This window comes from Sinorhizobium medicae (genome assembly GCF_007827695.1).
Classification (GTDB): Bacteria; Pseudomonadota; Alphaproteobacteria; order Rhizobiales; family Rhizobiaceae; genus Sinorhizobium; species Sinorhizobium medicae.
On sequence record NZ_VITA01000007.1, the window covers coordinates 136,235 to 161,992 of the forward strand.

Consider the following 25,758-nt stretch of genomic DNA (forward strand, 5'->3'; position numbering starts at 1 on the left):
CGGCCAAGTTCCTCTTCGACGCTGCCGCGTCAACGGGTGGAACTGCCTGGCGGACCCTGTTTGGCAAGCCGGAAATCGTCGATACGCCCCGGCGGCGCGGCGACCACCTCGCCCTTTTCCACGAGCCGGTCGCGCGGGCTTTTGCCCGTGCTCTTGAGCGGTGTATCGCCGCCGAGAAGGGCGGTGGCACCGTCGAGTTCCGGATCGATGAGGCTGATCGGCTGCGTCTTGATGATATCTTCGTTGGCAAGCGGCTTGCTGACGACAAGATCCTTGAGGCCCTCCGCGCCCGGTACGTCCGTGGCTGCGGCCGCTTCGCCCAGTAGCCTGCGGATATCCCTTTCGACATAAAAAGCCAATTTGCGTTTGCCGGCCTTGGTCAGGTTGATGCCGTCCGATCCCCTTAGCCGGACCTGCTGGCCGTTGATGTCCGAGCCGGTCAGAACGAACTTGCCATCTTCGTCGACGAAACCGTCCCAGATGTCGATGAACTGTCCGCCGACCTTCTCGACCTCCTCGCGGTAGATGCCGTTGAACGTGACCATGTCGGCAGTCATCGAAGTCGATTGAAAGGGCGGCATTCCAACCCAGAGGACCGGGAGTTCGTCCTTCCGCGCAAGGGTCGCCAGCGCGGCGACGCGCTTGCGGTACTCCTCCATCCAGGCATTGGTCCGGAATTTCTCCCGCGTTTCCCCGATCCGCATCAACTGGCGATCATTGGCGCCGAGGCTCACGACGATGACGGCGGGTTTGATTTCCGCGATGTAGTCCGACATGGCCTTCGGCCAGTCGAAATAGTCGTTCCGGACGACGCCGGAAGAACCGTTGGCGCGCGTCTCGATCACGATGCCGGGCGTTGTTTCGAATGCAGCCTTCAATCCGTCACCAAGGCTTCCGGCAACGAAGTCTCCGACGACGAGGACCTTTTTGGCGTTGGGAGATTTCTCCACGACGACTGGCGGCGGCGGTGGTGCCGCGACTGGCCGTGCCTTGGACCGGCTCGGGCGCGACTGCCGCGTTTCGGACGGTTGCGGGCGGCGCTTCTGTATGCGCTGCGGGCGGGGCTGACGCCGAAAATCGTACTGGTCCTGATGGTAGACGCGCCTTTGCGGCGTGAAGACACCGAAAAGCCTTTGCAGCACGTTGCGCCGGGGTACGGGCTCCTGTGCCTCGGCGGCGGTGGCAAAGAGGCCGGCGGCTATCATTGCTATTGCGCCGATCATGACCGGAGCCAGTCGCAGCAGACGCAGTCCCTTTCCCCGGTATCGGGTCGTCATCATGATCATTTCACCGCCGAATGCAGACAATCCCGGAAGCATACGCCAAATCACGGCGATTGGCACCGTTTGTTGGGAAACCGCCGTGACCGGGAAAAAAGCGACAGGTGCGTTTACCGGCGCAGGGCGCGCAGGAGATGCTGTGTCGGCTGCCCGTCCGGTTTCAGGCCGTTCTGTGCCTGGAACGCCTCGATCGCGGCCTTCGAACCCGAGCCGAAATTGCCGTCGACTTCGCCATCGTAATAGCCGAGTTCCTTCAGCCGGTTCTGCAGCTCGAACTTTTCGCTGATGTCGAGCGAGCCGTCCGGACGCGGCCAGCGCTGCTGCATGCCCGCATAACCTGCGATCTGATCGGCAAGGAGGCCGACGCCGAGCGCGTAGGAGTCGGAGGCGTTGTAGCGCTTGATGACGAAGAAATTCTTGGTCACCAGGAAGCCGGGGCCGTTGCTGCCGCCGGGCATTTTCAGGACCGCACGCATCTTCGAATTGCTGAAACCCTTACCATTCGGGCGGGCAAAGCCAAGGGCTGCCCACTGGCCAAGCGTTTTCGTCTGGCCTGAATATTGCGCCGCATTTGCCGGCGGGACGATCTCGTAACCCCAAGTCTCGCCCGATCTCCATCCGTTCTTTCGCAAGAGATTGGCAGCCGTCGCCAGGGCATCCGGCACCGAGTTCCAGATGTCTCTATGTCCGTTCCCGTCGGCGTCGACGGCATAGAGCAGGTAGCTCGTCGGAATGAACTGCGTGTGCCCCATGGCACCCGCCCAGGAGCCCGTCAGTTCTCGCGGGGTGATATCGCCGCTCTGCAGGATCTTCAATGCCGCAATAAGTTGTGTACGGGCGAATTTGGCCCGCTTCTTATCGGCATAGGCAAGCGTCGCCAGCGCCCGCGGCACGTAATGCAGCCGATCGTCTTTTTCGAGGATCGCGCCGTAATTCGATTCCATAGACCAGATGGCCAGCAGAACGGACTTGTCGACGCCGTAGTGCCGCTCGAGAGCGTTGAGCGTGCGTGCATGCTTCGCCGCCATTTCCTGTCCCGTCCGCTTGGTGTACGGATTGACACGGGCGTCGATATACTCCCAGATCTTGTGCTTGAACTCAGGCTGATAGGCCGCCTTCTCCAGCACGGCCTGATCAGGCGTCTTCACACCGGCAAAGGCCTTGCGATAGGTTGCCTGGCTGATGCCGCTCTTGGCAGCCGTCGCATAGAAGTTGTTGATCCAGTTTTGAAAACCTTGATCCGCGCGCGCTGGCGACGACCCAAAAGCGGCGGCAACGACGAGAGCGGCGGCTATATGTCGGAAGAACGTCCTGCGGTTTGTGCTCATCTGCTGTCGGTTCCGTTTCTCGGTGGAGCGTTCAGCCAGCGTTCATGCCGGACCAACTACTCCGAGGTTCGCAATTTGCCCGCACCAGGCCACTGGAAAGGGGCAGTATGCGGTTCTTCTAGAGACCGGACGGCGTGTGCCGTACCTGGTCGATGGAGAAGCCTACAGAAACGAAGTCAACAAAGTCTTTACCATGAAAAAACCGAGTCGTCTTCCTTCGCAAAAAATTGGCAATCGGCGACTAAATCAATTCAATTCCACCGTTTCAGGCTAGACTGAGAAGCACTGCAAGGAGGTGCCAATGACCGATAAGCGTAAAGTCCGCAAAGCCGTTTTCCCCGTCGCAGGCCTCGGGACGCGTTTCCTTCCCGCGACCAAGGCGGTCCCGAAGGAGATGCTGACGGTGGTGGACAAGCCGGTCATCCAATATGTTGTCGATGAAGCGCTGGAAGCCGGAATCGAGCATCTGATTTTCGTGACCGGCCGGAGCAAGGCCGTCATCGAGGATTATTTCGACATTCAGGTCGAATTGGACCAGACGCTGCGCGAGCGCAACAAGAAGGCGGAGATCGAGCTCCTCGAAGCCATGCTGCCGAAGGCCGGCACCACGAGCTTCACCCGCCAGCAGGCGCCGCTTGGCCTCGGACATGCGGTCTGGTGCGCCCGCGAGCTCGTCGGCAACGAGCCCTTCGCGCTGCTCTTGCCCGACATGATCATGAAGGGAGAGAAGGGCTGCCTGAAGGGAATGGTCGAACTCTATGAAGAGAGCGGCGGCAACGTCGTCGCCGTCGAGGAATGCGCGCCCGACCAGGCGCACAAATACGGGATCGTCGGAGTGGGCGAGACCGTCGGCGACGGCTTCAGGATCACCAGGATGGTCGAGAAGCCGGCAAAGGGGACGGCTCCGTCGAATTTCTTCATCAACGGCCGCTATATCCTGCAGCCGGAGATTTTCCCGATTCTGGAAACGCAGGAACGCGGCGCCGGCAATGAGATCCAGTTGACCGACGGCATGGTGAAGCTCGCAGAAGCACAGGCCTTTGCCGCCTATCACTTCCGCGGCGATACCTATGATTGCGGCGCCAAGGACGGTTTCATTCTGGCCAATGTCGCCTTCGCTCTCGAGCGCGGCGACATCCGCCCCACGGTCGAGGGACCGCTCAAGACGCTGCTTCAGGGCCTGAAGTGATTATCGATCAGATGACCGGCCGCGCCAGGAGGCGCGGCCTCTCCGGAGAGGCAAAGCGACACGTCATCGCCGCAGCGTCAGGCCGACGCCGACGCGCGTGGTGTCGCTCGATGCGCCCTGATCCCTGTTCGTGCGCTCGTAGCTGAGGTCTCCGGTGAGCGCGAGATAGCGGCTCATGTCCCAGGTGAGTCCGGCGCCGGCTCGCCAGGCGGTCTCGTCCGAGGCCGTGGCGTCGGAAGGGAAATCGCGCCAGGTGACGCTGTTCGAAAGCCGCCCGACGAGCGTCGAACGCAGCTGCTGCGTGACCACATTGGTCAGCTCGTAGTTGATCGATCCCGCCTCGCCGGGTGTAGTCGACGGATCGACATAGGTCAGCATGCCGAACAGAACGTCGGTCCCGCGGTGAGGCGACCAGTTGACGCGGCCGTCGAGCGAAACGCCGCCCAAGTCCTCGAGACGTCGATCGTCGAAGCGAAAGGTCTCGTAACCGAGCGCCAGTTCCCCGTTGAGCTTCTCGCCGAAATCCACCTCCATGCCGGCCCGGCCGGCATAGCTCTCGTAGGAACGCTCGAAGCCGAACGTATCCCGGCGCAGGTCATAGACCGACTTGCCGGCGGAGGCCTCGAGAAAGGGGATCAGCGCTGGCGAAAGCTCGTAGCCTATCCGCGCGGTCAGCGTTGCGAGGTTGCGGTCGCGATCCTCCTGGGAAAGCGTCCTGCCATCGTCAAGGTCGACATTGCCGTAGGTCCTGCGCTCGAAGTCCACGCCGACCGCGCCGCGAATGAGACCGAGGTCGCGCTCGATCGCGGCGCCGAGGCGATAGGTATCGACGCCGGATTGGGTTTCGGCATCGGCAATGGCGTTCGGATCGTTCGCGTCCTCGCGTTCGAAGCTGTAACCTGCTCTCAGCCTGGCCGTGGTTTCCTCTCCAAGGTCCAGGCGCAGTTCGGCATTGACGTCGGCACGCGGCTCTTCTTCGCCTTCTCCGGATATATTGTCCTGGATCACGCCTTCGCCGGTCACGCTCAGCTGGTGGCGGGACCAGTCGGAGGTGAGCGACCCCTTGAGCCCGGTCTCCATGAAACTCCGGCTTTCGCTGCTGCCGCCGTTCTTCTGCCGTTCGTGGTTGAATGTCTCGCTGAGCGCCGGCTTCAGAACGAAGGTCCCGATGCGAATGCCGGGTGCCTGACCGTCATCCGGATCGATGCGCCTGCGCAGCCTGTCGATCGTTTCCTCGCGCCGGTTGAGGCGGTTGAAGTCCTCGTCGAGGGCCGGCGACAGATCGGTGCCGGCAACGGCGCCGGTCGCCTGCGGGTCGATGATGGCGGGAATCGGCTGGTCTGCAGGGGCGAGGCTTTGCGCGCTCGCTGGTGCACAGGTAAGGAAGGCGCAGCCCGCAAGCAGCCATGCTGGCGACTTCACACGCAAGGCGCCCGACATCGTCGAGCGTGAGATATTGGGCACCATGCGCCGTCTGTCCGCAAATTTGATTGCAATCGTTTCGCAATCGTAAAGGCGCGTGGTTAATCAATCGTTTCTGTACAGCCGCTCGGAACGCGGTTTTTCCGGCGTGCTCAGACCGGTTCGACGGTCAGATGCCGCCCGCTGCTCGCAACGATGCGGACACGCGTCCCTACCGGAAGATCGGGCCCCTCGACGGCCCAGGTCGTGTCGTCGAGCCGGACGCGTCCGCGGCCTTCCGCGATCGGCTGCTCGAGCACGGCCGTACGCCCGACGAGGCTTTCCCCGCGCCTGTTGAGCAGCGGCTCGTCGCTTTCGGCAGATGAGGAGACGAAACGCCGCCCGATGAGGACGGAAGCGACCGAAAGCAGCGCGAAGGCGACGAACTGAAGCTGCCAGCTCCAGAACGGCGCCTCCCAGAAGAACAGCGAGAGAGCTCCAGTGACGAGGGCGGCAAGCGCGATCCAGACGAGGAATACGCCGGGCAGGGCCAGCTCCGCGGCAAGGAGCAGGAGGCCGAGTACCCACCAGCTCCAGGGACCGAGCTCAAGGACGATGCGCTCGATCATGAGCGATCCTCCGGCTTTTCCAGGGGAAGGGAGGGGCCGGTTCTGGGCGTGGACTGCCGTTGACGCTGGGACGCCGCCGCGGCGTCCCCGAAAACTTCCCGCGCAATCGCGCCTATTCCGCCGAGAGAACCGATGAGCGACGAGGCTTCCATCGGCATCAGCACGATTTTCTGGTTGTTCGCCGTTCCGATCGCGGCCAGGGCCTCGGTGTATTTTTGCGCGACGAAATAGTTGATCGCCTGCACGTCGCCGGCGGCGATCGCCTCGGAGACCATCCGGGTCGCCTTGGCCTCCGCCTCCGCCAGACGTTCGCGCGCCTCCGCCTCGCGATAGGCTGCCTCGCGTTGACCCTCGGCTTGAAGGATCGCCGATTGCTTCGCACCTTCGGCACGCAGGATCTGCGCATTTCGGGAGCCCTCTGCCTCGAGCACCTGCGCGCGCTTCTCGCGTTCGGCCTTCATCTGCCGGGCCATAGCGTCGACCAGGTCCTTCGGCGGTGCGATGTCCTTGATCTCGATGCGGGTAATTTTGATGCCCCAGGGATTGGCGGCCTCATCCACGACGTGGAGCAATCGATCATTGATCGTGTCACGGTTCGACAGCAGCTCGTCAAGATCCATCGATCCCATGACGGAACGAATATTGGTCATCGTCAGGTTGAGGAGTGCGTTTTCCAGGTCGGCGACCTGATAGGCCGCCTGCGCGGCATTCAGAACCTGATAGAAGGCGACCGCATCCGCGGATACGCTTGCATTGTCCTTGGTGATGACCTCCTGCGTCGGAACATCGAGCACCTGCTCCATCACGCTCAACTTCGACCCGATACGATCGATGAAGGGAATGATGAGATTCAGTCCCGGTTCCATCGTCCGTGTGTAACGCCCGAAGCGTTCGACCGTATAGCGGTAGCCCTGCGGCACGGTCTTGATCCCGGCGAAGAGCACGAGAATCACGACAACCACGAATGCAACGACTGCGATGTCCATGCCGCCCATGACAGCCCCTCCCTTTTGCAACTCCAACGTTCGGAGTCGCGCCCGAAACATCAGGTGGCGATTCGCGACGACAATTCAAGCAGGCGTGCGACTGTCCGGCACGAATGCGTCAGGGGCCATCATAGGCATCCAGGCGGCGGGTTGCCTGATAGAGGTTCGCCTGCCTGCGGGATAGTGCGGCCCATGCCTGTGCAGCGGCAGGCCGCGGGTCGATCTGTTCGGCAAGCCGTGACATGGCGCCGGCGGCCTCGCCGAAATGCCCGTACCAGCCGGCACCTATCGCAGCAGACATGCCGGCGCCGAGTGCGGAAGCCTCGTTGGAAAGGCTGCGTATGACGGGGAGTCCGCTTGCGTCGGCGATCATCTGCCGCCAGAGGGCGCTACCGGCGCCACCGCCGATGACGAAGATCCGGTCGGCCGCCACGCCCATCGATTTCATCTCGGAAAGAGACCGGACGAATTCAAGCGTGATGGCCTCCATGGAGGCACGGTAGAGATGGTCCATGCCTGTCTCCGGACCCATGCCGCTGAAGGTAGCTCGGGCATCCGCGTCCCAGTGCGGATCCATGCAGCCCATGAGATAGGAGCAAACGGTGACTCCGCCGGAGCCGACATCCAGGCTGGCGGCCTCCGCTTCGAGCCGTTCGAAAATAGCCGGATCGGACCGGCCGCCGGCAAAGGTGTCCAGCAGCCAGTTGACGAAATAAGCGCCGCCGCGCTGGCAGCTTTCGAGCAGGTAGCCTTCGCCGCTTGGCGAGACCAGCGTGCGCCAGTAGCGGCTGAGCTTGCGCGTCGGCGTCCAGCAGCCGCCGACCACTGCCGTGCCGAGATTAAGATAGACGACCCCCGGCTCGATCACATTGACGCCGAGCCCCGCACAATGTCCATCACCGCCGCCGGCATAGACCGGCACGCCCGCGGCAAGCCCCGTCGCGGCCGCGGCGTCCGCAGTCACGCGGCCGATCAGCGTGCCGGGCCGGTGAAGCGGCGGCAGCTTGCTGAGAGGAATATCGAGATGATCGAGAATTTCGCGGGACCATTGCTTCGCCTCGATGTCGAGGATGCCGAAAGGGTCGGCGCTCGTCCAGCTTGCAGCGGCTTCACCCGTCAGCTTCTGTGTCAGGAAATCGTGTACACTCAGGATCTGCGCCGCGCGGTCGAGCAATTCCGGCTCATGCTGGCGATAGTAACGAAGGCGATATACGCACGGAATGACGTCGATCGGCTTGCCCGAGATCGCATGCAGGCGCTCGCTGCCGAATTCATCGGCGAACGGCTGCACGATGTCCTGCGCCCGGCGGTCGAGCCAGAGGGTTGCCGGGCTGAGCGGCTTCCGGTCCACGCCGAGAAGAACCATTGTTTCGCGCTGGTTGGATATTGCGACACCGTCGACGCGGTGAGAATCGATCTGGCGCAGGAGCGAGGACAGGGCGTCGCAGGCGGCCGACCACCAGTCCTCGGCGTTCTGCTCCGCCTTTAGTGGATGCGGCGTCGAAATGCGGTGCGGTGCACGGCCTTCGGCCCGCGGTGTGCCATCGGCCGTCCAGGCGACTGCCTTGACGGATTGAGTCGATGAATCCAGGCCGATGACATAGCGTTCGTCCGGCTGCATTGCGTACCTCCTCCGCGACGCAAGACCACGCGGTCCTTCCGTCCTCCTCAGACCGCAGCGCATGCGGCGGCCTTCCTCCCTTTCCGTCGGGCGCCGGTCTCGCCTGCCGGCAGCCCATCACTCCGCCAGCAACGCCTCTCCCGTAGCGATGTCTGTCACGAAATGGGTGGCGTAGCCTGCTTCGAGCGTGGCGGTGATCGCAGCGATTTTAAGCGCGCCACCCGCAACGCAGATTCGGCTCTCCACCTGCTTCAGTTCGTCGAGCGAGATGCCGACCATGCGCTCGTCGTGGTCGCCGCCGATCGCAGCGCCATGCGCATCGATGAAGCGCCCGATAATCACGGCGGTGGCGCCGCGCGCGACGTAATCGTCGATCTCCTCCTGGCTGGCGATGCCGGATGCCCGCACGGTGCTCTTCGGACCGATGTCGCCGACGCCGAAGAGAATGCGATTGGTCGAATGGACCAGCTCCATCTGCTTCCGGAGCACGGGTTCATTGAGCAGCGCCGCCTTCAGTTCGCGTGTCGACAGCACGGCGGGTGCCAGGAGGTTGACGCAGCGCGCATGAATGCGGTTCGAAAGCAGCGAAGTGCAGAGTTCGGGCGAGAAATTCGGTTCTCCGGTCGAGCTGCCGGAGACCTGAACGACAGTGAGGTTGCCGACCGGCCGCGGCAACGAAATTCGGTCGGCGACGGCGAGCACTGTGCGGCCCCAGGCAACGCCGATCGTATCTCCATCCTCGATCTGGTCGGCCAATACCCGCGCACCGGCGTCGCCGAGCCTTCGCGACAGGCTTTCCTCATCGCTGTTGGGGATGACGAAGGCGCCCTGAAGGTTGAATTTCTCCATCAGAGCGCGGGCGACACTGGTGCGGCCACCGGCCTTGGGATTGATGTTGACCGAGACGATGCCGCGCTCGCGCGCTTCTTGCAGATAATTGACGATGGTTGCGCGAGATACGTTGAGCTGCTTGGCGATCTCGCTCTGCGTCATCTGATCCGCATAGTAGAGCCATGCGGCCCACATCACGGCGTCATCGAACTCCGTGGGCACGCTTTTCGCCGATTCGTCGCCAGCCCTGGCTGAACTCTTCTCTCTTGCCATTTGGCTATCTGGCAGAGGCGGGTGGCATTTGTCAATCATCTCTGGCAAGTGTATTGACATATGCCAACAGGTGTTGTCACATGCTATCCAGCAGTAGAAAACGGACCAGCGAATGGAAACGTCAAGGCAGCAGACTATCGCCGCGGATGCGCCGGAAGGGGGCTGGACGACCCTCATCGACGACATCCTCGCCGGCAACTGGGTCAATCCCGAAACGGGTAGCCCGGCAACGGTTCCCTACGAGAGGATCGTCATCGAAGAGAGCCTCGACGGCGCGGAGGCCGATCTCGTCGCCAGCCTCCGTCTCGGGGAGCGCTTTACGGTCGTCGCCGACGAACGCACCTGGGATGCGATGGGCGGGCGCGTCGCATCGGCTCTGAAAAGCCTGGGTCCGGTCGATACCGTCATTCTCGACCATCCGCACGCCGACATGGCAGCCGTGAACGATCTCGACGAGAGGCTCGCGAAAGCCGACGCCGTGGTCGCGGTGGGGTCCGGCACAATCAACGATCTCTGCAAATTCGTCACCGGACGTACCAACCGCCGTTACGCAATCTTCGCCACGGCCGGCTCGATGAACGGCTACACGTCCACGACAGCCTCCATCACCCTGGAAAACGGCCTCAAGGTCTCGCTGCCGTCCCATGCGCCGGCGGGCTTCTTCGTCGATCTGGCGGTCAACGCCGCAGCACCGCGCCATCTTTCTGCTGCGGGTTTCGCCGATTGCCTCGTCCGCTCCGTCGCCCAGATCGACTGGTGGATGTCGCACCGGCTGATCGGCAGCGTCTATTCGAGCGTGCCCTATATGATTCAGGACGCCGACGAGCGGGCCCTGAATAGCTGTGCGGCCGGTATTGCCCGAGGGAGCATCAGCGCGAACGGTTATCTTCACCGTGTGCTGACGCTTTGCGGCTTGGGTGTTTCCTTCACGGGCATGTCGAACCACGGCTCGATGGGCGAGCATCAGGTCTCCCACTATATCGACTGCTTTGCCGGCGAGGGACATCCGGGCACGCTCCACGGCCAGCAGGTCGGCGTCGCAACGCTCACCATGGCGCGGCTGCAACGCATCTTTCTCGACAGCGACAAGCCGCCGGTCATCGGCCCCACACGGATTGACCCTGCGGACATGGCCCGGCGCATGGGCGATGACATAGCCGCCCAGTGCTACGCCGAAATCCAGCCGAAGATTTTCGATGAACGATCTGCCGCCGAGATGAATGAAAGGCTCGCCGAGCTCTGGCCTACGCTGCGCCAGGAACTCGAGGCTTTCGCGCTGCCGGTAGCTCAGATGGAGCAGCTCTTGCGGGATGCCGGCGGCCCGATGACGGCGGCCGAACTCGGCCTGTCGGGCGGTTTCTACCGCGAGGCCGTGCTGCACTGCCGCGAAATGCGCAACCGTTACACCTTCCTCGATATTGCCGCCGACACGGGCATGCTCGAGGATTTCGTTGCCGGGGAGGCGTAAGGCGATGCGGGCGGTTGCCGAGATGCCGACCGAAATCGCTGCCCGTATCACGGTGCTTTTCGCCGACATCGACGATACGCTGACCAATGAGGGGCGGCTGCCGGCCGCGGCATATGACGCCGTGGAACGCCTCACGGAAGAGGGGATCTCGGTGGCTCCGATTACCGGCCGGCCGGCCGGCTGGTGCGATATGATCGCGCGTATGTGGCCGGTCGCGGGGGTCGTCGGTGAAAACGGCGCCTTCTATTTCGCCTACGACCAGGCGCAGCGCCGAATGCGTCGCAGCTTCGCAATCGCCGATGTACAGCGCGCGGCCGACCGCGAGAGGCTTGCCGAAGTGGGCACCCGCATCCTCTCGGAGGTGCATGGGGCGGCGATCTCCGCCGACCAGCTCTACCGTGAGGCCGACCTCGCCATCGATTTCTGCGAGGATGTTCCTGCACTTCCGGTTTCCGACGTGGAGCGCATCAAGCGCATCTTCGAGGAGGAAGGTGCTACTGCCAAGGTCTCTTCCATCCATGTCAACGGCTGGTATGGGGCTTATGACAAGCTGACCATGACCCGCCGTTTTGCCGCCGATATCCTCGGCGTAGATATCGACAGCGAGCGCGATAGGATCGTCTTCGTCGGCGACAGCCCGAACGACGCGCCCATGTTCGGCTTCTTTCCCAATGCCTGTGGCGTTGCGAATGTTCTCGCCTTCAGGGGCCGCATCGATGCGGAGCCGGCCTATGTGGCCGCACGCGAGGGCGGGCACGGCTTCGTCGAAGTGGCGAACCGCATCCTCGACGCGCGGTCGGGAAAGCACGCGGCATGACGGGCGCGCTTTTCGACATTGCCGTTATCGGCGGCGGCATCAATGGAGCAGGGGTGGCCCGCGATGCGGCCGGGCGCGGCCTGAAGGTGTTGCTTGCCGAACAATCCGATCTTGGCTCAGCCACCTCCTCGGCATCCACCAAACTCATTCACGGCGGCCTGCGTTATCTCGAACATTACGAGTTTCGGCTGGTACGCCACGCTCTGAAAGAGCGCGAACAGCTCTGGGGAATTGCGCCCCATATCATCTGGCCCTTGCGGTTCGTGTTGCCGCACCGCAAGGGTCTGCGACCGGCCTGGCTGCTGCGGCTCGGCCTCTTCCTCTACGATCATCTGGGCGGACGCAAGCTTCTGCCGGGTACAAAGACGCTGCGGCTGAAGAGCCACCCCGCCGGAGAGCCGTTGCGCGACGTCTCGGCGATCGGCTTTGAATATTCCGATTGCTGGGTGCAGGACAACCGGCTTGTCGTGCTCAACGCGCGGGATGCGGCAATGCGGGGTGCGGACATCCGTGTGCGCACCCGTTGCGTCGCGGCGCGCCGCGAGGGCGGTCTCTGGCAATTGTTGCTTGAAGATACGCAATCCGGCTTGAAGAGCGAAGCTGCGGCCCGCGCTCTGGTCAACGCGGCGGGCCCCTGGACCGACAAGATCGCGTCCGATGTTGCCGGCATCGGCGCTTCGGGCCGCGTACGCCTCGTACAGGGCAGCCACATCGTGGTCAAAAAGCTCTACGAGCACGATCGCTGCTATATCTTTCAGAATCCGGACGGTCGCATCTTCTTCGCCATTCCCTATGAAGAGGACTTCACCCTAATCGGCACGACGGACAGGGACTACAAGGACGCTCCCGAGGCGGTCGCGGCCTCCGCGGAGGAAGTCGACTATCTGCTTGCGGCAGCATCGTCCTATTTTCGCACCGATCTCACTGAAGCCGACGTCGTTTGGACTTATTCCGGCGTCCGCGCCCTCTTCCACGACGGCGCCGCCAACGCGCAGGAGACGACCCGCGACTACGTGCTGCAGCTCGATCGGCCGGGGACGCAGGCGCCGATGCTCTCCGTTTTCGGCGGCAAGATCACCACCTATCGCTGCCTCGCGGAGGACGTGCTGGACAAACTCGCCGCGATCTTTCCGGACTGGAACAGGCAGCGAGGCTGGACGGCGACGCAACCGCTGCCGGGCGGCGCCTTTCCGGCCGGAGCGGCTGATGATCTCGCAAGGGCCATTCACGGCGAGCATCCCTACCTTACCGTGCGGGAGGCGCGCCGGCTTGTACGCCATTACGGGCTCGAGGCACGAGAGATTCTCGGCAAGGCGCAGGATCGCGCCGATCTCGGCCGTGATTTCGGCGGATCCATGACCGAGGCGGAAATCGCCTTTCTGATGGAGCGGGAATTTGCATTGACCGCTGCCGATGCGGTCTGGCGGCGTACGAAATCCGGCTTGCGGATGACGAGCGAGGAGATCGGGGCGCTTGACCGATACATGCAGGAGCGGCGCGGAGCCGGCGAGACCAGGCGCGCCGCCGGATAGACTTGCCGCTCCCTGAAACGGGGGGCGGGTGGGTGAGGGGAGACGCCGGCGGTATCCGGATCGTCGCCGAATTATTGGAGGAACCGACCACAGGCGGGAGGACGCCGGCGGTGAGGTCCCCGGGAGGAGAAGGCAATGTCCATTGCACAGGTGAAACGCATCGCGATCTCGGACTCGCCGTGGCCGTGGCTCCTGCCGCTGATCGCGCTCCTCGCCGTCTTCACCATCTATCCCTTCATCTACAATGTGTGGCTGAGCTTCCACGAATTTGTGCCGAAGAGCCGCGGACTGAAGTTTGTCGGCTTCGCCAATTGGGTACAGCTGTGGAACGACGGCCGTTTCTGGGGCGCACTTGGCGTCACCTTCCTCTATTTCGCCGTGGCCCTGACGATCGAGATCATCCTCGGCATGGCGATAGCGCTACTCCTGGACGCCGAACTGCCGGGCTTCGCAATGCTGCGCGCAGTGCTTTCGATGACGCTGGTCATCCCGCCGGCTATCGCCGGCATGATGTTTCTCCTGATGGAGGATTCGCAGTTCGGGGCGCTCTCCTATCTGCTCGGCCTCGTCGGGCTGCTCGACAAGGCAACGCCCATGCTCGCCACCTCCTCGCTGGCGCTGATCGGCGTGCTGATCGCCGAAATCTGGCAATGGACGCCGTTCATGGTGCTGATCTTCATGGCCGGGCTGCGCTCGCTGCCGGCCGAGCCCTATGAGGCGGCGATGATCGACGGTGCCTCGTCGTTGCAGATGTTCCGCCGGCTGACGCTGCCGATGATGTCGCGCGTCATCGCCGTGGCGGTACTCCTGCGCGGCATCGATCTCTTCCGCGTCTTCGATTACGTCTTCGTGATGACTTCGGGAGGGCCGGGCACAGCGACCTATACCGTCAGCCTCTATGCATGGCAGCAGACCTTCTCGTTCCTGAAATGGGGCTACGGGGCCACGCTGAGCCTGACGAGCCTGGTCATCGTCATGGTCATGGCCAACATATTCATCCGCGTTGCAAAGGTGAGGTGGTAACATGCAACAGAGCGCTCTCGCCCGCACGCTGCGCACCATTGCCGGTTGGCTCGTCGTCGGGGCATTCTTTTTCCCGATCTACTTCTGGACCTCGGTCGCCTTCCGCGACGCCAAGGACATTTTCAACTGGCCGCCGATCTTCTTCAATTTCCAGCCGACGGTGAGGAATTTCGAGCAGGTCTTCGGCATCTCGCTGGGCTTCGGTTACGGCAGCCAGGAAGCCGTGACGCCCGGCGGCGGCAACTTCTACATGGGGCCGCGCCTTTGGGACTCGATCGTCGTCGCATCTTTGTCGACGGTGCTGGCGATCGTGGTTGCGACGCTTGCTTCCTATGCTTTGTCGCGCATGCATTTCCGCGGCCGCCATGAATTCGTCAACTGGGTGCTGTCGACCCGCATGATGCCGCCAGTAGCGGTGGCGATCCCGATGTTCTTCATCTTCAAGCAGTTCAACCTGCTCGACACCTATGTCGGCGTCATACTCGTGCATGGTCTCATGAACCTGCCTCTGGCGGTGCTGCTCCTGAAGAGCTTCTTCGACGACATCCCCGCGGAGATCGACGAGAGCGCGCTGCTCGACGGCGCGTCGCGCTGGACGATCTTCCGCCGCATCGTGCTGCCGATGGCCAAGGGCGGCATAGCCGCTACCGCGGTGCTCTGCTTTATCTTCTCATGGACGGAGTTCCTCTTCGTCCTGACCTTGACGCAGACGGGTCTGAAGACCGTGCCCGTCGTGTCGTCGACCTTCGTCACATCGATCGGAACCGCCTGGGGCAACATGGCCGCCCTCGGTGCGGCGGCGATCGTGCCCGCCTTCATCGTGGTCCTGCTCGTTCAACGCCATCTCGTGCGTGGTCTGACGATGGGGTCTCTGAAGCAGTGAGAATGCGGCGCCTGCGCCGACAACAGGAGAGATCGGGGCCACTTCCGGCGTCGATCGAGGAGGAGAGACATGAAAGAGAAAGACAGAAAGTTTTATCTCGCGTCTGTGACCGACCGCTTCGTCCGCGGCCAGATGGACCGCCGCAGCTTCCTGCGTACGGCCGGTACGCTCGGCCTCGGCGCAACCGCGCTCGGGATGGGCTTCGGCAGCCGGCCCTTCGGGGTGAGCCGGGCGCTTGCCCAGGAACAGCTCGAGCCGTCCGCCGAAGTGATCTCCTGGCTCAAGGACGTCGCCAAACCGTTTGCGGGGACGACGCTGAAGCTGGCGACGGAATCGACCCCGCCGTCGAACGCCATCAACTCCCAGCTTAAGAAATATTTCGAGGAAGCGACCGGCATCAGGGTCGAGATCGAGGTCCTGCCGCTTGAGCAGGTTCTGCAGAAGCTGACACTCGATGTCGCCTCCTCACTTGGCAGCTATGACCTCTACTATATCGACCAGAGCTGGTCGGCATCTTTCAGCCAGGACGTGTTCGATCCGCGCGAGCAGCTTCAGGAAAAGCCGGATCTCGCCATGCCGAACTACAATATCGATGACTTCATGCCTGCGCTCGTCGACGGGATCGCCAAATACGAGGACCGTTGGGTCGGCGTACCCTACGACATCCCCATCTTCATCATGATCTACCGCAAGGACATCTACGAGAAGCTCGGCCTCAAGGCTCCGGCAACATTCGAGGATCTGCTGAACAATTCCGTCACCATCACCAAGGAAATGGGACCGAACCTCTATGGCTACGCCGGTCAGATGAAGTCCGGCCACTACGCGCTGGAATGCGAATGGACTTCCATGCTCTGGGGCAATGGCGGCTCGATCTTCAATGCCGACAAGAAGTTCGTGGGCAATGACGAGCGGGGCATTGCCGCGCTCGACTACTATACCAAGCTCAAGGAAACCATGCCGCCGGGCGTGGATCAGTGGACCTGGGACGGTCAGGGCCAGGCGATCGCTCAGGGCGTTGCCGCCTCGATGCTTTCCTGGGGCGAGTTCTTCCCCTACTTCGACGATGCCAGCCAGACCAAGGTTTCCGGCCTCTGCGAGGCGGTCGTTCCGCCGCAGCCGGTGGCGCTCAGGAAACCCGAAGAATGCGGGTATGGCGAAATTCCCGGCACCGGCCACCAGGGCGGCTCGTCACTCGCGGTGTCCAGATACTCCAAGAGCCCGGATGCGGCATGGATCTTCATGCAGTGGGCGACTTGCGCCGACACGCAGGCCCTCATCACCACGCTCGGCGGCGGTACCGGCCCCACCCGCGCCTCTGTCTATGACGACCCGCGCGTCAAGGCAAATGCCCGCGTCGGCGCCGGCACGACCCGCCACCTGTCGGTCGTCCGCGAGACCATCGACAAATATATGGGCTCGGAGCCGGACCTGCCGGAATGGGCCCAGCTGTCGAGCGATACAATTCCCGTGGGCCTCGGCAAGTACTTCGCCGGCAGCTACGGCTCCTCCAAGGAAGCGATGGACGACATCGCCTCTCAGGTCGAGACCGTGCTGAAGGGCTGATCCTGCATATGGGCGGGGCGCTGTAGCGGCGCCCCTTCCGGCCGGACATGACGAAAGACAGGAGGACCACCATGCCCGACAAACCGCTGATCGCGATCACTGGCGCCAGCTCCGGCATTGGCGAGGCCGTCGCGCGGGCCTTCTCCAGGGCCGGGCATCCGCTTCTGCTGATCGCCCGCAGGCTCGACCGGCTCGAGGCGCTCGGCCTGCCCAACGCCTTGCTGAAGAAGGCCGATGTCCGCGATCGCGCGGCACTTGCCGCCGCCGTGGGCGAGGCGGAGGCGAGGTTCGGCCCGGTCGACATGATGTTTGCCAACGCCGGAATCGCGCGGCTTGGCGACATCGCCCGCCAGGCGCCCGAGGAATGGGACGAGATGATCGACATCAACACCAAGGGTGCGATGAACAGCGTGCATGCCGTGCTCTCGGGAATGATCGGGCGGAAGCACGGAACACTTGTAATGATGAGCTCGATTGCAGGGCGCAAGGTCTATCCGGACCATACGGTCTATTGCGGCACGAAGTTCTTCGTCCACGCGGTCTCGGAAAGTCTGCGCGAATATCTGGCACCGCACGACGTGCGCGTTATCGTGGTCTCCCCCGGCATTATCGATACGGAAGTGCTGGATCATGTGAAGGACGAGACGACGCTCGCCAATTACAAGGCGAACAAAGCGGCGATCGGCGGCGGCATTTCCGCCGACGTCGTCGCAGATCTCATCCTCGACGCCTATCAGCTGCCGCAGCGAGCGATCGTCCAGGAAATCGTCATCACGCCGACCCGACAGAAATACTGACACAGCGGAGCCGCCGTCGGCGCGACGGAAGGCCTGAACGAAGAATGGAGTAACGACCGATGGCGACCGTGGAATATCAACGAATTGGCAAGTCCTTCGGTGCCGTCACGATCATGCGCGACATCTCTTTCCGGATCGAGGATCACGAATTCGTGGTCCTGCTCGGCCCGTCGGGTTGCGGCAAGACGACCTTGCTCAGAATGACGGCCGGGCTCGAGGCCGTCAGCCAGGGCGACCTCATGATCGGCGGCAAACGCGTCAACGACGTGCACCCGCGCGACCGCTCGATCGCGATGGTCTTTCAGAACTACGCGCTCTACCCGACGATGAAGGTTTACGACAACATCGCCTTCAGCCTGGAAGTGGCGAAAGTTCCGCCTGCGGAGATCAAGAGCCGGGTGGAATGGGCGGCCGCGACGCTCAACCTCACCCCCTATCTCGGCCGCTATCCGAAGGAGCTTTCCGGCGGCCAGCGGCAGCGTGTCGCGATGGGCCGCGCCATGGTGCGCGAGGCGGAAGTCTTCCTTTTCGACGAGCCGCTCTCGAATCTCGATGCCAAGCTGCGTGCCCATATGCGCACGGAAATCCGTCAGCTGCACAACCGGCTGAAGACAACCACGATCTACGTCACGCATGACCAGATCGAGGCCATGACCATGGCCGACAAGATCGTCGTCATGCGCGCCGGCAAGATCGAGCAGATAGGCTCGCCCGACGACGTCTACGACCGGCCGGCCAGCAAATACGTCGCCGATTTCATAGGCTCGTCTTCCATCAATTTCCTCCCCGGCACCGTGGTCGTCGACAATGGCGGGCCTGCCGTCGACACCACGACCGGCCGGGTGAGCGTCGAGCCTTCGCCTGCACTAAAGCCAGGGCACAAGGTCGTCCTCGGCCTGCGCCCGACCGACGTGGTCGTCGATGCAGGCGGCCCGCTTGCAGCGAAGGCGATCCTCACCGAGCGGCTCGGCCATGACGCGCAGCTTTTTTGCGAAGGTCCGGAGGGAAGCTTCGTTGCCGTCGTCGACAAGGCGGCACGTTTTTCGGAGGGCGCCGAGGTCCGCTTCGCGATCCCGCCTTCGAAGGTTCACGTTTTCGATGCCGAAACAGAGATCCGCATTTGACGCTGCGGACCGGACATCACCCACCCGATCGACTGTATCCGGGCGCTGCAAACGGTGCCGGCAAGGAAAGGAACTGCCATGAAATCGCGCTGGTCGGACTCCGAGTTCACCTCCATCATCGATGCCTATGTCGCCAAAGGCGTCAATCGGGACCTCGCCATTCGCACCTATACGACCCGTCTGCTCGGCTCCGATCCGGAACTGGTATTGCACGGCGGCGGAAACACTTCGGTCAAGACCACCTTTACGGAGATGGACGGCAGCGAGGTGGACGTGCTCTGCGTCAAGGGCAGCGGATGGGATATGGGCACGATCGAGCCGCAGGGCCTGCCGGCCGTCCGCCTGCAGCCGCTGCAGGCCATGATCGATTTCGAGACGCTCTCCGACGACGACATGGTGATGCTTCAACGCCGCCTGCTTGTCGATCCAGCGGCGCCCAATCCGTCGGTCGAGGCCATTCTGCATGCGATCCTGCCCTTCAAGCACATCGATCATACCCATGCGAACGCCATCGTCTCGCTCACCAATCAGCCGCACGGCGAGGATCTGATCCGAGAACTATTCCCCGATGCGATCATCGTTCCCTATGTGATGCCGGGCTTCGATCTGGCAAAGGCTTGCGACACTGCCTTCAAGGCTGATCCGAAAGGCGACGGCATGATCCTGCTGAAGCACGGCATCTTCACCTGGTCGGAGGATCCGCGCGAAGCCTACGAGGATATGATCGCCAAAATCGACAAGGCCGAGCGGCGCCTGTCCCAAGGCCGGGCGAAGCCGTTCAGGAGCATTGCCGTTCCCGCAGGCCTGGCCGCTGCCGCGGATATCGCGCCGATTCTGCGTGGTGCGCTGGCGATCGACACCGGTATCGAAGGAGCGCCGAAACGCTTCGTTCTCGAACATCGTACCAGCGAAAAGATACTCGACTTCTGCAACGCCGAAAATATCGAAAGCCTCGTCCGCCGCGGCAATGCGACGCCGGAACATGTGATCCATATCAAGCGCTTCGGCGTTGCTCTGCCCGCTCCGGAGAAGAACAGACTTGGAGAATGGGCGGTGCGTGCAAGGGAAGCGGTTGCCGCTTATCAGGCCGACTACCAGGCCTATTTCGAACGGAACAATGCCCGCGTCGGGGGTGGCAAGCGTATGCTCGATCCGAAGCCGCGCGTCTTCTACGTCGCCGGCATCGGCCTCTTCGCCGCCGGGGCAGCGCGAAAAAACGCGACGGTCGGCGCCGACGTTGCGGAAGCAACGATAGATGTCATCACGAAGGCGGAAGGCATCGAGGCCTTCGAGGCGCTCTCGGAGCGCGATCTTTTCGACATCGAATACTGGTCGCTCGAGCAGGTGAAGCTGACAAAGGTGCAGGAAAAGCCGCTGACGCGGCAGGTTGCAATCGTCACCGGCGCGGCAAGCGGACTCGGCTTTGCTGTCGCGGAAGCCTTGAAGGCGGAAGGTGCCGAACTCGCGCTCTTCGACATTTCAGAAGATGCGCTGAACGCGGCGGCGAAAAAACTCGGCGCGCTGCCGGTGCTCTGCGACGTGACGAGTTCCGAGGCGGTCGACGCGGCGGTCGCCAGGGTCGCGCAGCACTATGGTGGTGTGGATATTCTGATCTCGAATGCGGGCGCAGCCTTCCAGGGCAAACTGCTCAGCGTCGATGAGGCGACCTTCCGAAAGGCCTTCGATCTCAATTTCTGGAGCCATCACTACGTCGCGCGCGCGGTGGTACGCGTCATGGAACAGCAGAAGTCAGGCGGCTCGCTGGTCTTCAACGTCTCCAAGCAAGCCGTGAATCCCGGCGCCGACTTCGGCCCCTATGGAACCTCGAAGGCGGCACTGATGGCGCTGATGCGGCAATATGCCATTGAGCACGGCGGCTCCGGCATCACGTCGAACGCCGTCAATGCGGACCGGATTCGCACCGGCCTGATGACCGACAAGATGGTCGAGGAACGCTCGATGGCGCGTGGCCTGACGCCGGAGGATTACATGCGGGGCAACATGCTTCGCCGCGAGGTGACCGGCGCCGATGTGGCAGCGGCCTTCGTGCATCTCGCCAAGGCCCGGACCTCCACCGGAGCAGTCGTTACCGTCGACGGCGGCAACGTTGCCGCGATGATGCGTTGAGGGCGCGCGGGAACAGGTAAGCGGAGAAACCGAAAGATGGCAACCATCCTCATTCTCGGGGCGGGCGTGATGGGTACCGCCCTGGCGGTACCGGCAAGCGATAACGGCCACCGGGTGCTGTTGGCGGGCACGCCGCTCGATGCCGTCCCGGTCGCCCGGATGAAAGCAGGCGGGATCCACCCGAAGCTCGGCGCGCCGCTTGCGGGAACGGTCACGATCCTGACGGACGAAGAGCTCGGGCCCGAGCATGCCGAGGCGGCGGATCTGATTGTCGTCGGCGTCAGCAGCCCGGGCATCGTCTGGGCGGTTGACCGGCTTAATGGCCTGCTGGGCCGGGAAAAGCCGGTCGCCTTCGTAACGAAGGGGCTCGACCGCGAAGGCGACCGGGTCGTCACCTATGCCGAGACGCTGCCGCCACGGATCGCCGGCATGCAAAGCTTCATCGGCATCGGCGGGCCCTGCATCGCGCGCGAGCTTGCCGAGCGATATCCGACGTCCAGCATCTATGCCAGCTGCGACAGGGTTGCGGCGGACTTCGCCGCCGGCCTGATGCGGACACCCTATTACCGGCTTGCATCGAGCGAGGATGTGACCGGCGTCGAGGCCTGCGCTGCGCTCAAGAACTTTTTCGCGATCGGCGTCAGCACCATGCAGACGCGCTATCCGGACAGGCTGCGCGCCGATGGCCAATCCAAGAACCCGACGGCGGCCGCGTTCAACCAGGCGGCGCAGGAGATGGCCCTGCTTTGTGAGCGGATTGGCGGCAGCCGCGCCTCCGCTTTCGACCTCGCCGGGATCGGCGACCTGCATGTGACGGTCGGCGGCGGGCGCAATAGCAGGCTCGGCCACGGCCTCGGCCTTGGCCGCACGGTCTCAGACGTCATGTCGGGTGAACTCGCTGGTGAAACGGTCGAAGGCATCGACACCGCACGGATCGTAGGCTCCTTGTTGCGGCAAATTGAGAATGCCGAAACGCGTCTGCCTCTCGCGACCGCAATCACAAGCGCGGTAATGGACGGCGGCACCCTCGCCTTCGATTTTGACCGGATTTAAGCTCTTCCAGGAAAGGCCGTAACGGCCTTCCTTGCAGCTCACGATGTCTTTGGGTTGGTCTACCTAGTAGAGCCATCCCTCCAATTCGCGGCGGACCACATGGTTGAGCACCGCCATGCCTTCGGGGCTGTCGTTCAGGCAGGGAATATGGGCGAATTTCTCGCCGCCATTATGGTGGAAACTCTCCGCCGCCTGGCCGGCGATTTCCTCGAGCGTTTCCAGACAGTCCGAAACGAAGCCGGGGTTGATGACGGCGATCTTCTTCACGCCCTCCTTGGCCAGTCTTTCCACGGTGGCGTCGGTATAAGGCTGGAGCCACTCCTCGGGACCGAAGCGCGATTGGAAGGTGATCTGCAGCTTTTCTTTCGGCCAGCCGAGTCTTTCGCGCAGCAACCGCGCCGTCTTCTGGCACTGGCAATAATAGGGATCGCCCTTCTCGAAATAGCTCTTCGGGATGCCGTGGAAGGAGGCGAGAACCAGCTCCGGTTCCCAATCAAGTGTCGCGAGGTGCTTGGTGATGGAGGTCGCCAGGGCATCGATGTAGACCGGGTCGTCGTGATAAGGCGGCACGGTTCTGAGCGCGGGCTGCCAGCGCATCCCGAGCAGGGCCTCGAAGGCTTTGTCGTTGACCGTGGCTGTCGTGGCGGCGGCATATTGCGGATAGAGCGGGAATACGAGAATTCGCTCGCATCCGGCTTTCTGCAGCGCATCGAGCCGCGAGGCGATAGAGGGCCGACCATAGCGCATCGCCCAGTCGACGATAACCTGCGGCTGGCCGCCGAAGGCCTCGGTCATCAAGGCCGCCTGATTGCGTGTGTAGGTTCTGAGCCAGCTTTCATTCAGTTCCTTGTTCCAGATGAGTTCGTAAGCCTTGCCCACCTTGCGCGGACGCGTGTTGAGGACGATGCCGTAGAGGATCGGATACCAGAAGAGGCGCGACCATTCGATGACGCGCCGGTCGCTCAGGAATTCCCGGAGGTAGCGGCGCATGGAGGTGACGTCGGTACCGTCAGGCGTGCCGAGATTGACCAGGAGCACGCCCAGCTTTCCATAGCTGACGGCGGGGTGGTTGGTGTTCGGCTCGGCTTCCATGGCTGTCATCTCGGTCCTCGTGGGGCGCCACGTTACTGCGCGGCTGCCTACAATTTCAAACCTTTCTAAAAAGAAATACCGGCGCGGGAAAGCCCGCGCCGGTGGGAAATGCCGAGGCAAATCGTCTTATTCGGCCGGGATCTCCAGCTCTCGGCCGATTTCCAGCGCCCGCGGTGCCGGATCGCCATTGGCGGCAGATATTCTCTTCCATTCCGCGCCGCTGCCGTAGAAGGTCTGGGCGAGGTCCCAGAGCGTGTCGCCTCTGGCGATGACGTGCGTGCGCGGACCTGCGGCTGCGGCCGACTCGGTCGAGGGCTCGGGGGCAGGAGTGGGCGTTGCGCTTTCCGCCGGCGCGGCTGCGGCTTCCGGCTCACTCGCAGCGCCGGGCGCCGCATCCGCCGCGGCAGTCACTTCCGTGATGCGGCCGCTGGTGTAGGGTTTGAAAGGTTGATGGGCGGCGAGATAATCGGCGAGCACCGTTTCGAGGCCCGGACCGTAGTCGTAGGCGTTCTCTCCCTTGTCCTTGAAGACCGCGTAACCGTCACCGCCGCCGCGCATGAAATTGTTGCTGACGAGCGAATAGGTCTTTTCCGGGTCGAGCGCGGCAAAGGCCCCGCCGTCTTCGACCTCGACGCTGACGAGGCGGCTGCCGGCGGGCTTCGAACGATCGAAGGAAAATCTGAGACCGGCGACCTGCGGGAAGCGCCCGCCGCCCTCTTCGACCTGGCTTAGTCCGTTTTCAAGAGCTGCCCGGATGTCCGCGCCCTTGAGCTGGAAGGTGGACAGCGTGTTCTGGAAGGGCAGAACGGTGATGACCTCGCCCATCGTCACGTCGCCGCCGTCGATCGAAGCGCGCAAGCCGCCGCCATTGGTGATGGCGACCGTCACGCCCTGTCCCTTGACGCGGTCGAGCATCGCGTCGGCCACCAGGCTGCCCATTTCGCATTCCTTGGCGCGGCAGCTCTCGCGCGACCCGTCGATCGGCGCCTCGGTCTTGCCGATGACCTTCGTTCTCAGTTCCTCGATCGGCTTGGCCAGCTCCTTGACGCGGGCGACCACCGTTTCGTCCGGCTTTACGGAGGAATCGACGAGGATCGGATCGCCTTTGGCTGCTTTGACCACGCCGTTGTCGTCGAACGTCACCATGAGGTCGCCGAGATATTTGCTGTAGGAGCCGGCCTGTACGACCGGCACCTTGTAGCCGCCGGGGTTGTCGACCATCGTAGGATAGGGCCCCTCGGCCTTTTCGTCGGTGTTGGACAAGAGGCTGTGGGAATGACCGCCGACCACGACGTCGACATCAGGGATCTTCGCAATTGCCGCCAGGTCGCGCGGATAGCCGACATGGGTCAGGGCGACGATCTTGTTGATGCCCTGCTTCTTCAATTCCTCGACTGCGCTGGTGATCGTCGCGACATCCTCGCCGATGAGGATGTCGGGGCCGGGTGAGGCGAGTTCCGGCGTGTCATTGGCCACCGCGCCGACGATACCCACCTTCTGGCCGCCGACATCGAGAACGATCGACGGCTTGATGCGGTCGCCGATCTTTGACTTATGACTCGGCAGGACATTGGCGGTGACGACGGGGAAGGTGACCTTGTCGAGGAAGCTCGCAAGCCCGTCCTCGCTTTCATCGAACTCGTGATTGCCGACGGTCATCGCGTCGAACTTCATCAGGTTCAGGAATTCCGCCTCCGCGGCGCCCTTATAGGTGGTGAAGAAGAGCGAACCCTGGAAATTGTCGCCGGCGTTGAGCAGAAGCAGGTTCTTGCCCGTCCGTTCCTGTCGCTTCTGGTCGATCAGGGTCTTGAGGCGCGCGACGCCGCCGAAGCACTCGTTCTTGCCCTCTTCCTCGACGGAGCAGGTCGAATCGAACTTGTTGATCGATTCGATGCGCGAATGAAGGTCATTGATGTGCAGGATGTTCAATTCATAATCGGCAAAGGCTGCGCCCGACGAGAGCGCAAAAAGGGAAACAGCTGTAAAGCCGACCCGCATGTGTCTGATCATGGTGTGCTCCTGTGTGCTGCCGGCCGAGTTCCGGATAGGATGCGCGGCGGGATGCGGGTGGAAAACCGCACAGACTTTTCCTCGTCCCGCTCCAGCGGATGTTTTCACCAGTCGAGAGCGACTTCAAGCCGCAAACGCATGCCTCGCTGCCGGACTTTCGGATAGGGTTAAGCCGGCCCCAGAAAGAAAAAAGCCCCCGGTCGGGGGGCTGCTCGGTGAAGTGACGGCCTCAGGCGCGGCGAGTCAACGAGAACTGGGCGCCAGAGTCGGTCGTGCAGTTCAGCTGAGATGGCGTTGCCAAGGCGCAATTGACCTTGGACTGGATATTGCGCACCAGGGACGTCATGTTGATTTCCACCAGTGTAGGGCTGACGTTCACATAGTTGCCGGAGGCGAGAAGCTGGTTGGTATCGGTCGTGCGCGTCGAAAATGTTCCGCCGGCGAAGGTGGAGACGATGCCGTTCGGATCGACCCACGAACCCTCGACGCCCGTTGCCTGCGGCGCTGAAGACATCTGCCTGAGTTCCCGAGGTTGGGACTGACAGGAGGCCAGCGCGGCGGCAGATGCCAAGAGGGTGAGGATGGCGAATGGCTTCATCGGCGTTTCTCCCGCGTCACGAGTTTGAGCGGGATGCAAACGCAAGACCGCTTCATACTTTCCTGTCCCCGCTCTACCGCATAATTCCGTGAACCGGAACCGGTCCACGGAGAATTGTGCGGCGTCTCAA

The 25,758-nt window shown here is 62.8% G+C and carries 21 protein-coding genes; 11 read left to right on the plus strand and 10 right to left on the minus strand.

Going from position 1 to position 25,758, the window contains the following annotated elements:
• Positions 1-29: 29 nt before the first annotated feature.
• Both FB009_RS14245 and FB009_RS14250 read right to left on the minus strand, forming a co-directional pair.
• Entirely contained in the window at positions 30-1,286 is a 1,257-nt protein-coding gene (locus FB009_RS14245) for an SGNH/GDSL hydrolase family protein (RefSeq protein WP_024310995.1), read from the minus strand.
• Positions 1,287-1,390: 104 nt separating this feature from the next.
• A complete protein-coding gene (locus FB009_RS14250; protein ID WP_018011537.1) occupies positions 1,391-2,608 on the minus strand; it encodes a lytic murein transglycosylase in 1,218 nt (405 codons plus the stop codon).
• A gap of 301 nt (positions 2,609-2,909) precedes the next feature.
• On the opposite strand from FB009_RS14250, the gene galU reads away from it, so the two are divergent.
• Complete coding sequence (galU, locus tag FB009_RS14255) at positions 2,910-3,797, plus strand: UTP--glucose-1-phosphate uridylyltransferase GalU (RefSeq protein ID WP_012066923.1); 888 nt, start codon at positions 2,910-2,912, stop codon at positions 3,795-3,797.
• A gap of 63 nt (positions 3,798-3,860) precedes the next feature.
• Here the strand turns inward: galU and FB009_RS14260 are convergent, their stop codons facing one another.
• The 5 genes from FB009_RS14260 to FB009_RS14280 form a co-directional block, all read right to left on the minus strand.
• On the minus strand, positions 3,861-5,264 hold the full coding sequence (locus FB009_RS14260) for an outer membrane beta-barrel protein (RefSeq protein WP_012066922.1): 1,404 nt from the start codon (positions 5,262-5,264) through the stop codon (positions 3,861-3,863).
• A 107-nt stretch (positions 5,265-5,371) separates the two neighbouring features.
• Entirely contained in the window at positions 5,372-5,827 is a 456-nt protein-coding gene (locus FB009_RS14265; RefSeq protein WP_012066921.1) for an NfeD family protein, read from the minus strand.
• A complete protein-coding gene (locus FB009_RS14270; RefSeq protein ID WP_012066920.1) occupies positions 5,824-6,822 on the minus strand; it encodes an SPFH domain-containing protein in 999 nt (332 codons plus the stop codon). Before FB009_RS14270 ends, FB009_RS14265 begins: the two co-directional genes overlap by 4 nt.
• Before the next feature lie 109 nt (positions 6,823-6,931).
• Positions 6,932-8,434, minus strand: coding sequence for a xylulokinase (locus FB009_RS14275; protein WP_164830003.1), 1,503 nt, complete (start codon positions 8,432-8,434; stop codon positions 6,932-6,934).
• A 117-nt stretch (positions 8,435-8,551) separates the two neighbouring features.
• Positions 8,552-9,538, minus strand: a complete 987-nt coding sequence (locus FB009_RS14280) for a sugar-binding transcriptional regulator (RefSeq protein ID WP_033042345.1) — start codon at positions 9,536-9,538, stop codon at positions 8,552-8,554.
• A 112-nt stretch (positions 9,539-9,650) separates the two neighbouring features.
• Between FB009_RS14280 and FB009_RS14285 the strand changes: the two genes are divergently transcribed.
• The 10 genes from FB009_RS14285 to FB009_RS14330 all read left to right on the plus strand — a co-directional run bounded on the left by FB009_RS14285 (position 9,651) and on the right by FB009_RS14330 (position 21,928).
• Positions 9,651-11,006 (plus strand): sn-glycerol-1-phosphate dehydrogenase, encoded by a 1,356-nt coding sequence (locus FB009_RS14285; RefSeq protein ID WP_012066917.1) that lies wholly within the window; start codon positions 9,651-9,653, stop codon positions 11,004-11,006.
• Between the two features lie 4 nt (positions 11,007-11,010).
• Positions 11,011-11,823, plus strand: a complete 813-nt coding sequence (locus tag FB009_RS14290; protein WP_012066916.1) for an HAD-IIB family hydrolase — start codon at positions 11,011-11,013, stop codon at positions 11,821-11,823.
• On the plus strand, positions 11,820-13,355 hold the full coding sequence (glpD, locus tag FB009_RS14295) for a glycerol-3-phosphate dehydrogenase (protein WP_012066915.1): 1,536 nt from the start codon (positions 11,820-11,822) through the stop codon (positions 13,353-13,355). Before FB009_RS14290 ends, glpD begins: the two co-directional genes overlap by 4 nt.
• Before the next feature lie 135 nt (positions 13,356-13,490).
• Positions 13,491-14,378: a carbohydrate ABC transporter permease gene (locus FB009_RS14300; protein ID WP_012066914.1), complete on the plus strand. Its 888-nt coding sequence runs from the start codon at positions 13,491-13,493 to the stop codon at positions 14,376-14,378.
• Position 14,379: 1 nt separating this feature from the next.
• Complete coding sequence (locus FB009_RS14305; RefSeq protein WP_012066913.1) at positions 14,380-15,261, plus strand: carbohydrate ABC transporter permease; 882 nt, start codon at positions 14,380-14,382, stop codon at positions 15,259-15,261.
• 69 nt (positions 15,262-15,330) lie between these two features.
• Complete coding sequence (locus FB009_RS14310) at positions 15,331-16,827, plus strand: ABC transporter substrate-binding protein (protein WP_012066912.1); 1,497 nt, start codon at positions 15,331-15,333, stop codon at positions 16,825-16,827.
• Between the two features lie 71 nt (positions 16,828-16,898).
• Positions 16,899-17,624, plus strand: a complete 726-nt coding sequence (locus FB009_RS14315) for an SDR family oxidoreductase (RefSeq protein ID WP_012066911.1) — start codon at positions 16,899-16,901, stop codon at positions 17,622-17,624.
• A 59-nt stretch (positions 17,625-17,683) separates the two neighbouring features.
• On the plus strand, positions 17,684-18,748 hold the full coding sequence (locus FB009_RS14320; protein WP_012066910.1) for an ABC transporter ATP-binding protein: 1,065 nt from the start codon (positions 17,684-17,686) through the stop codon (positions 18,746-18,748).
• A 78-nt stretch (positions 18,749-18,826) separates the two neighbouring features.
• A complete protein-coding gene (locus FB009_RS14325) occupies positions 18,827-20,875 on the plus strand; it encodes a bifunctional aldolase/short-chain dehydrogenase (RefSeq protein WP_012066909.1) in 2,049 nt (682 codons plus the stop codon).
• A gap of 36 nt (positions 20,876-20,911) precedes the next feature.
• Positions 20,912-21,928, plus strand: coding sequence for a 2-dehydropantoate 2-reductase N-terminal domain-containing protein (locus FB009_RS14330; RefSeq protein WP_012066908.1), 1,017 nt, complete (start codon positions 20,912-20,914; stop codon positions 21,926-21,928).
• Between the two features lie 63 nt (positions 21,929-21,991).
• Here the strand turns inward: FB009_RS14330 and hemH are convergent, their stop codons facing one another.
• The 3 genes from hemH to omp10 form a co-directional block, all read right to left on the minus strand.
• On the minus strand, positions 21,992-23,029 hold the full coding sequence (hemH, locus tag FB009_RS14335; RefSeq protein ID WP_012066907.1) for a ferrochelatase: 1,038 nt from the start codon (positions 23,027-23,029) through the stop codon (positions 21,992-21,994).
• 117 nt (positions 23,030-23,146) lie between these two features.
• Positions 23,147-25,030, minus strand: a complete 1,884-nt coding sequence (locus tag FB009_RS14340) for a 5'-nucleotidase C-terminal domain-containing protein (RefSeq protein ID WP_012066906.1) — start codon at positions 25,028-25,030, stop codon at positions 23,147-23,149.
• 229 nt (positions 25,031-25,259) lie between these two features.
• Positions 25,260-25,628, minus strand: coding sequence for an outer membrane lipoprotein Omp10 (gene omp10, locus FB009_RS14345; protein ID WP_012066905.1), 369 nt, complete (start codon positions 25,626-25,628; stop codon positions 25,260-25,262).
• Positions 25,629-25,758 lie beyond the last annotated feature (130 nt).

Bases quoted from the DNA above. Each gene is read 5' to 3' on its own strand.
- FB009_RS14245 (WP_024310995.1), bottom strand. From the start codon at position 1,286: ATGATCATGATGACGACCCGATACCGGGGAAAGGGACTGCGTCTGCTG.
- FB009_RS14250 (WP_018011537.1), bottom strand. From the start codon at position 2,608: ATGAGCACAAACCGCAGGACGTTCTTCCGACATATAGCCGCCGCTCTC.
- galU (WP_012066923.1), top strand. From the start codon at position 2,910: ATGACCGATAAGCGTAAAGTCCGCAAAGCCGTTTTCCCCGTCGCAGGC.
- FB009_RS14260 (WP_012066922.1), bottom strand. From the start codon at position 5,264: ATGGTGCCCAATATCTCACGCTCGACGATGTCGGGCGCCTTGCGTGTG.
- FB009_RS14265 (WP_012066921.1), bottom strand. From the start codon at position 5,827: ATGATCGAGCGCATCGTCCTTGAGCTCGGTCCCTGGAGCTGGTGGGTA.
- FB009_RS14270 (WP_012066920.1), bottom strand. From the start codon at position 6,822: ATGGGCGGCATGGACATCGCAGTCGTTGCATTCGTGGTTGTCGTGATT.
- FB009_RS14275 (WP_164830003.1), bottom strand. From the start codon at position 8,434: ATGCAGCCGGACGAACGCTATGTCATCGGCCTGGATTCATCGACTCAA.
- FB009_RS14280 (WP_033042345.1), bottom strand. From the start codon at position 9,538: ATGGCAAGAGAGAAGAGTTCAGCCAGGGCTGGCGACGAATCGGCGAAA.
- FB009_RS14285 (WP_012066917.1), top strand. From the start codon at position 9,651: ATGGAAACGTCAAGGCAGCAGACTATCGCCGCGGATGCGCCGGAAGGG.
- FB009_RS14290 (WP_012066916.1), top strand. From the start codon at position 11,011: ATGCGGGCGGTTGCCGAGATGCCGACCGAAATCGCTGCCCGTATCACG.
- glpD (WP_012066915.1), top strand. From the start codon at position 11,820: ATGACGGGCGCGCTTTTCGACATTGCCGTTATCGGCGGCGGCATCAAT.
- FB009_RS14300 (WP_012066914.1), top strand. From the start codon at position 13,491: ATGTCCATTGCACAGGTGAAACGCATCGCGATCTCGGACTCGCCGTGG.
- FB009_RS14305 (WP_012066913.1), top strand. From the start codon at position 14,380: ATGCAACAGAGCGCTCTCGCCCGCACGCTGCGCACCATTGCCGGTTGG.
- FB009_RS14310 (WP_012066912.1), top strand. From the start codon at position 15,331: ATGAAAGAGAAAGACAGAAAGTTTTATCTCGCGTCTGTGACCGACCGC.
- FB009_RS14315 (WP_012066911.1), top strand. From the start codon at position 16,899: ATGCCCGACAAACCGCTGATCGCGATCACTGGCGCCAGCTCCGGCATT.
- FB009_RS14320 (WP_012066910.1), top strand. From the start codon at position 17,684: ATGGCGACCGTGGAATATCAACGAATTGGCAAGTCCTTCGGTGCCGTC.
- FB009_RS14325 (WP_012066909.1), top strand. From the start codon at position 18,827: ATGAAATCGCGCTGGTCGGACTCCGAGTTCACCTCCATCATCGATGCC.
- FB009_RS14330 (WP_012066908.1), top strand. From the start codon at position 20,912: ATGGCAACCATCCTCATTCTCGGGGCGGGCGTGATGGGTACCGCCCTG.
- hemH (WP_012066907.1), bottom strand. From the start codon at position 23,029: ATGACAGCCATGGAAGCCGAGCCGAACACCAACCACCCCGCCGTCAGC.
- FB009_RS14340 (WP_012066906.1), bottom strand. From the start codon at position 25,030: ATGATCAGACACATGCGGGTCGGCTTTACAGCTGTTTCCCTTTTTGCG.
- omp10 (WP_012066905.1), bottom strand. From the start codon at position 25,628: ATGAAGCCATTCGCCATCCTCACCCTCTTGGCATCTGCCGCCGCGCTG.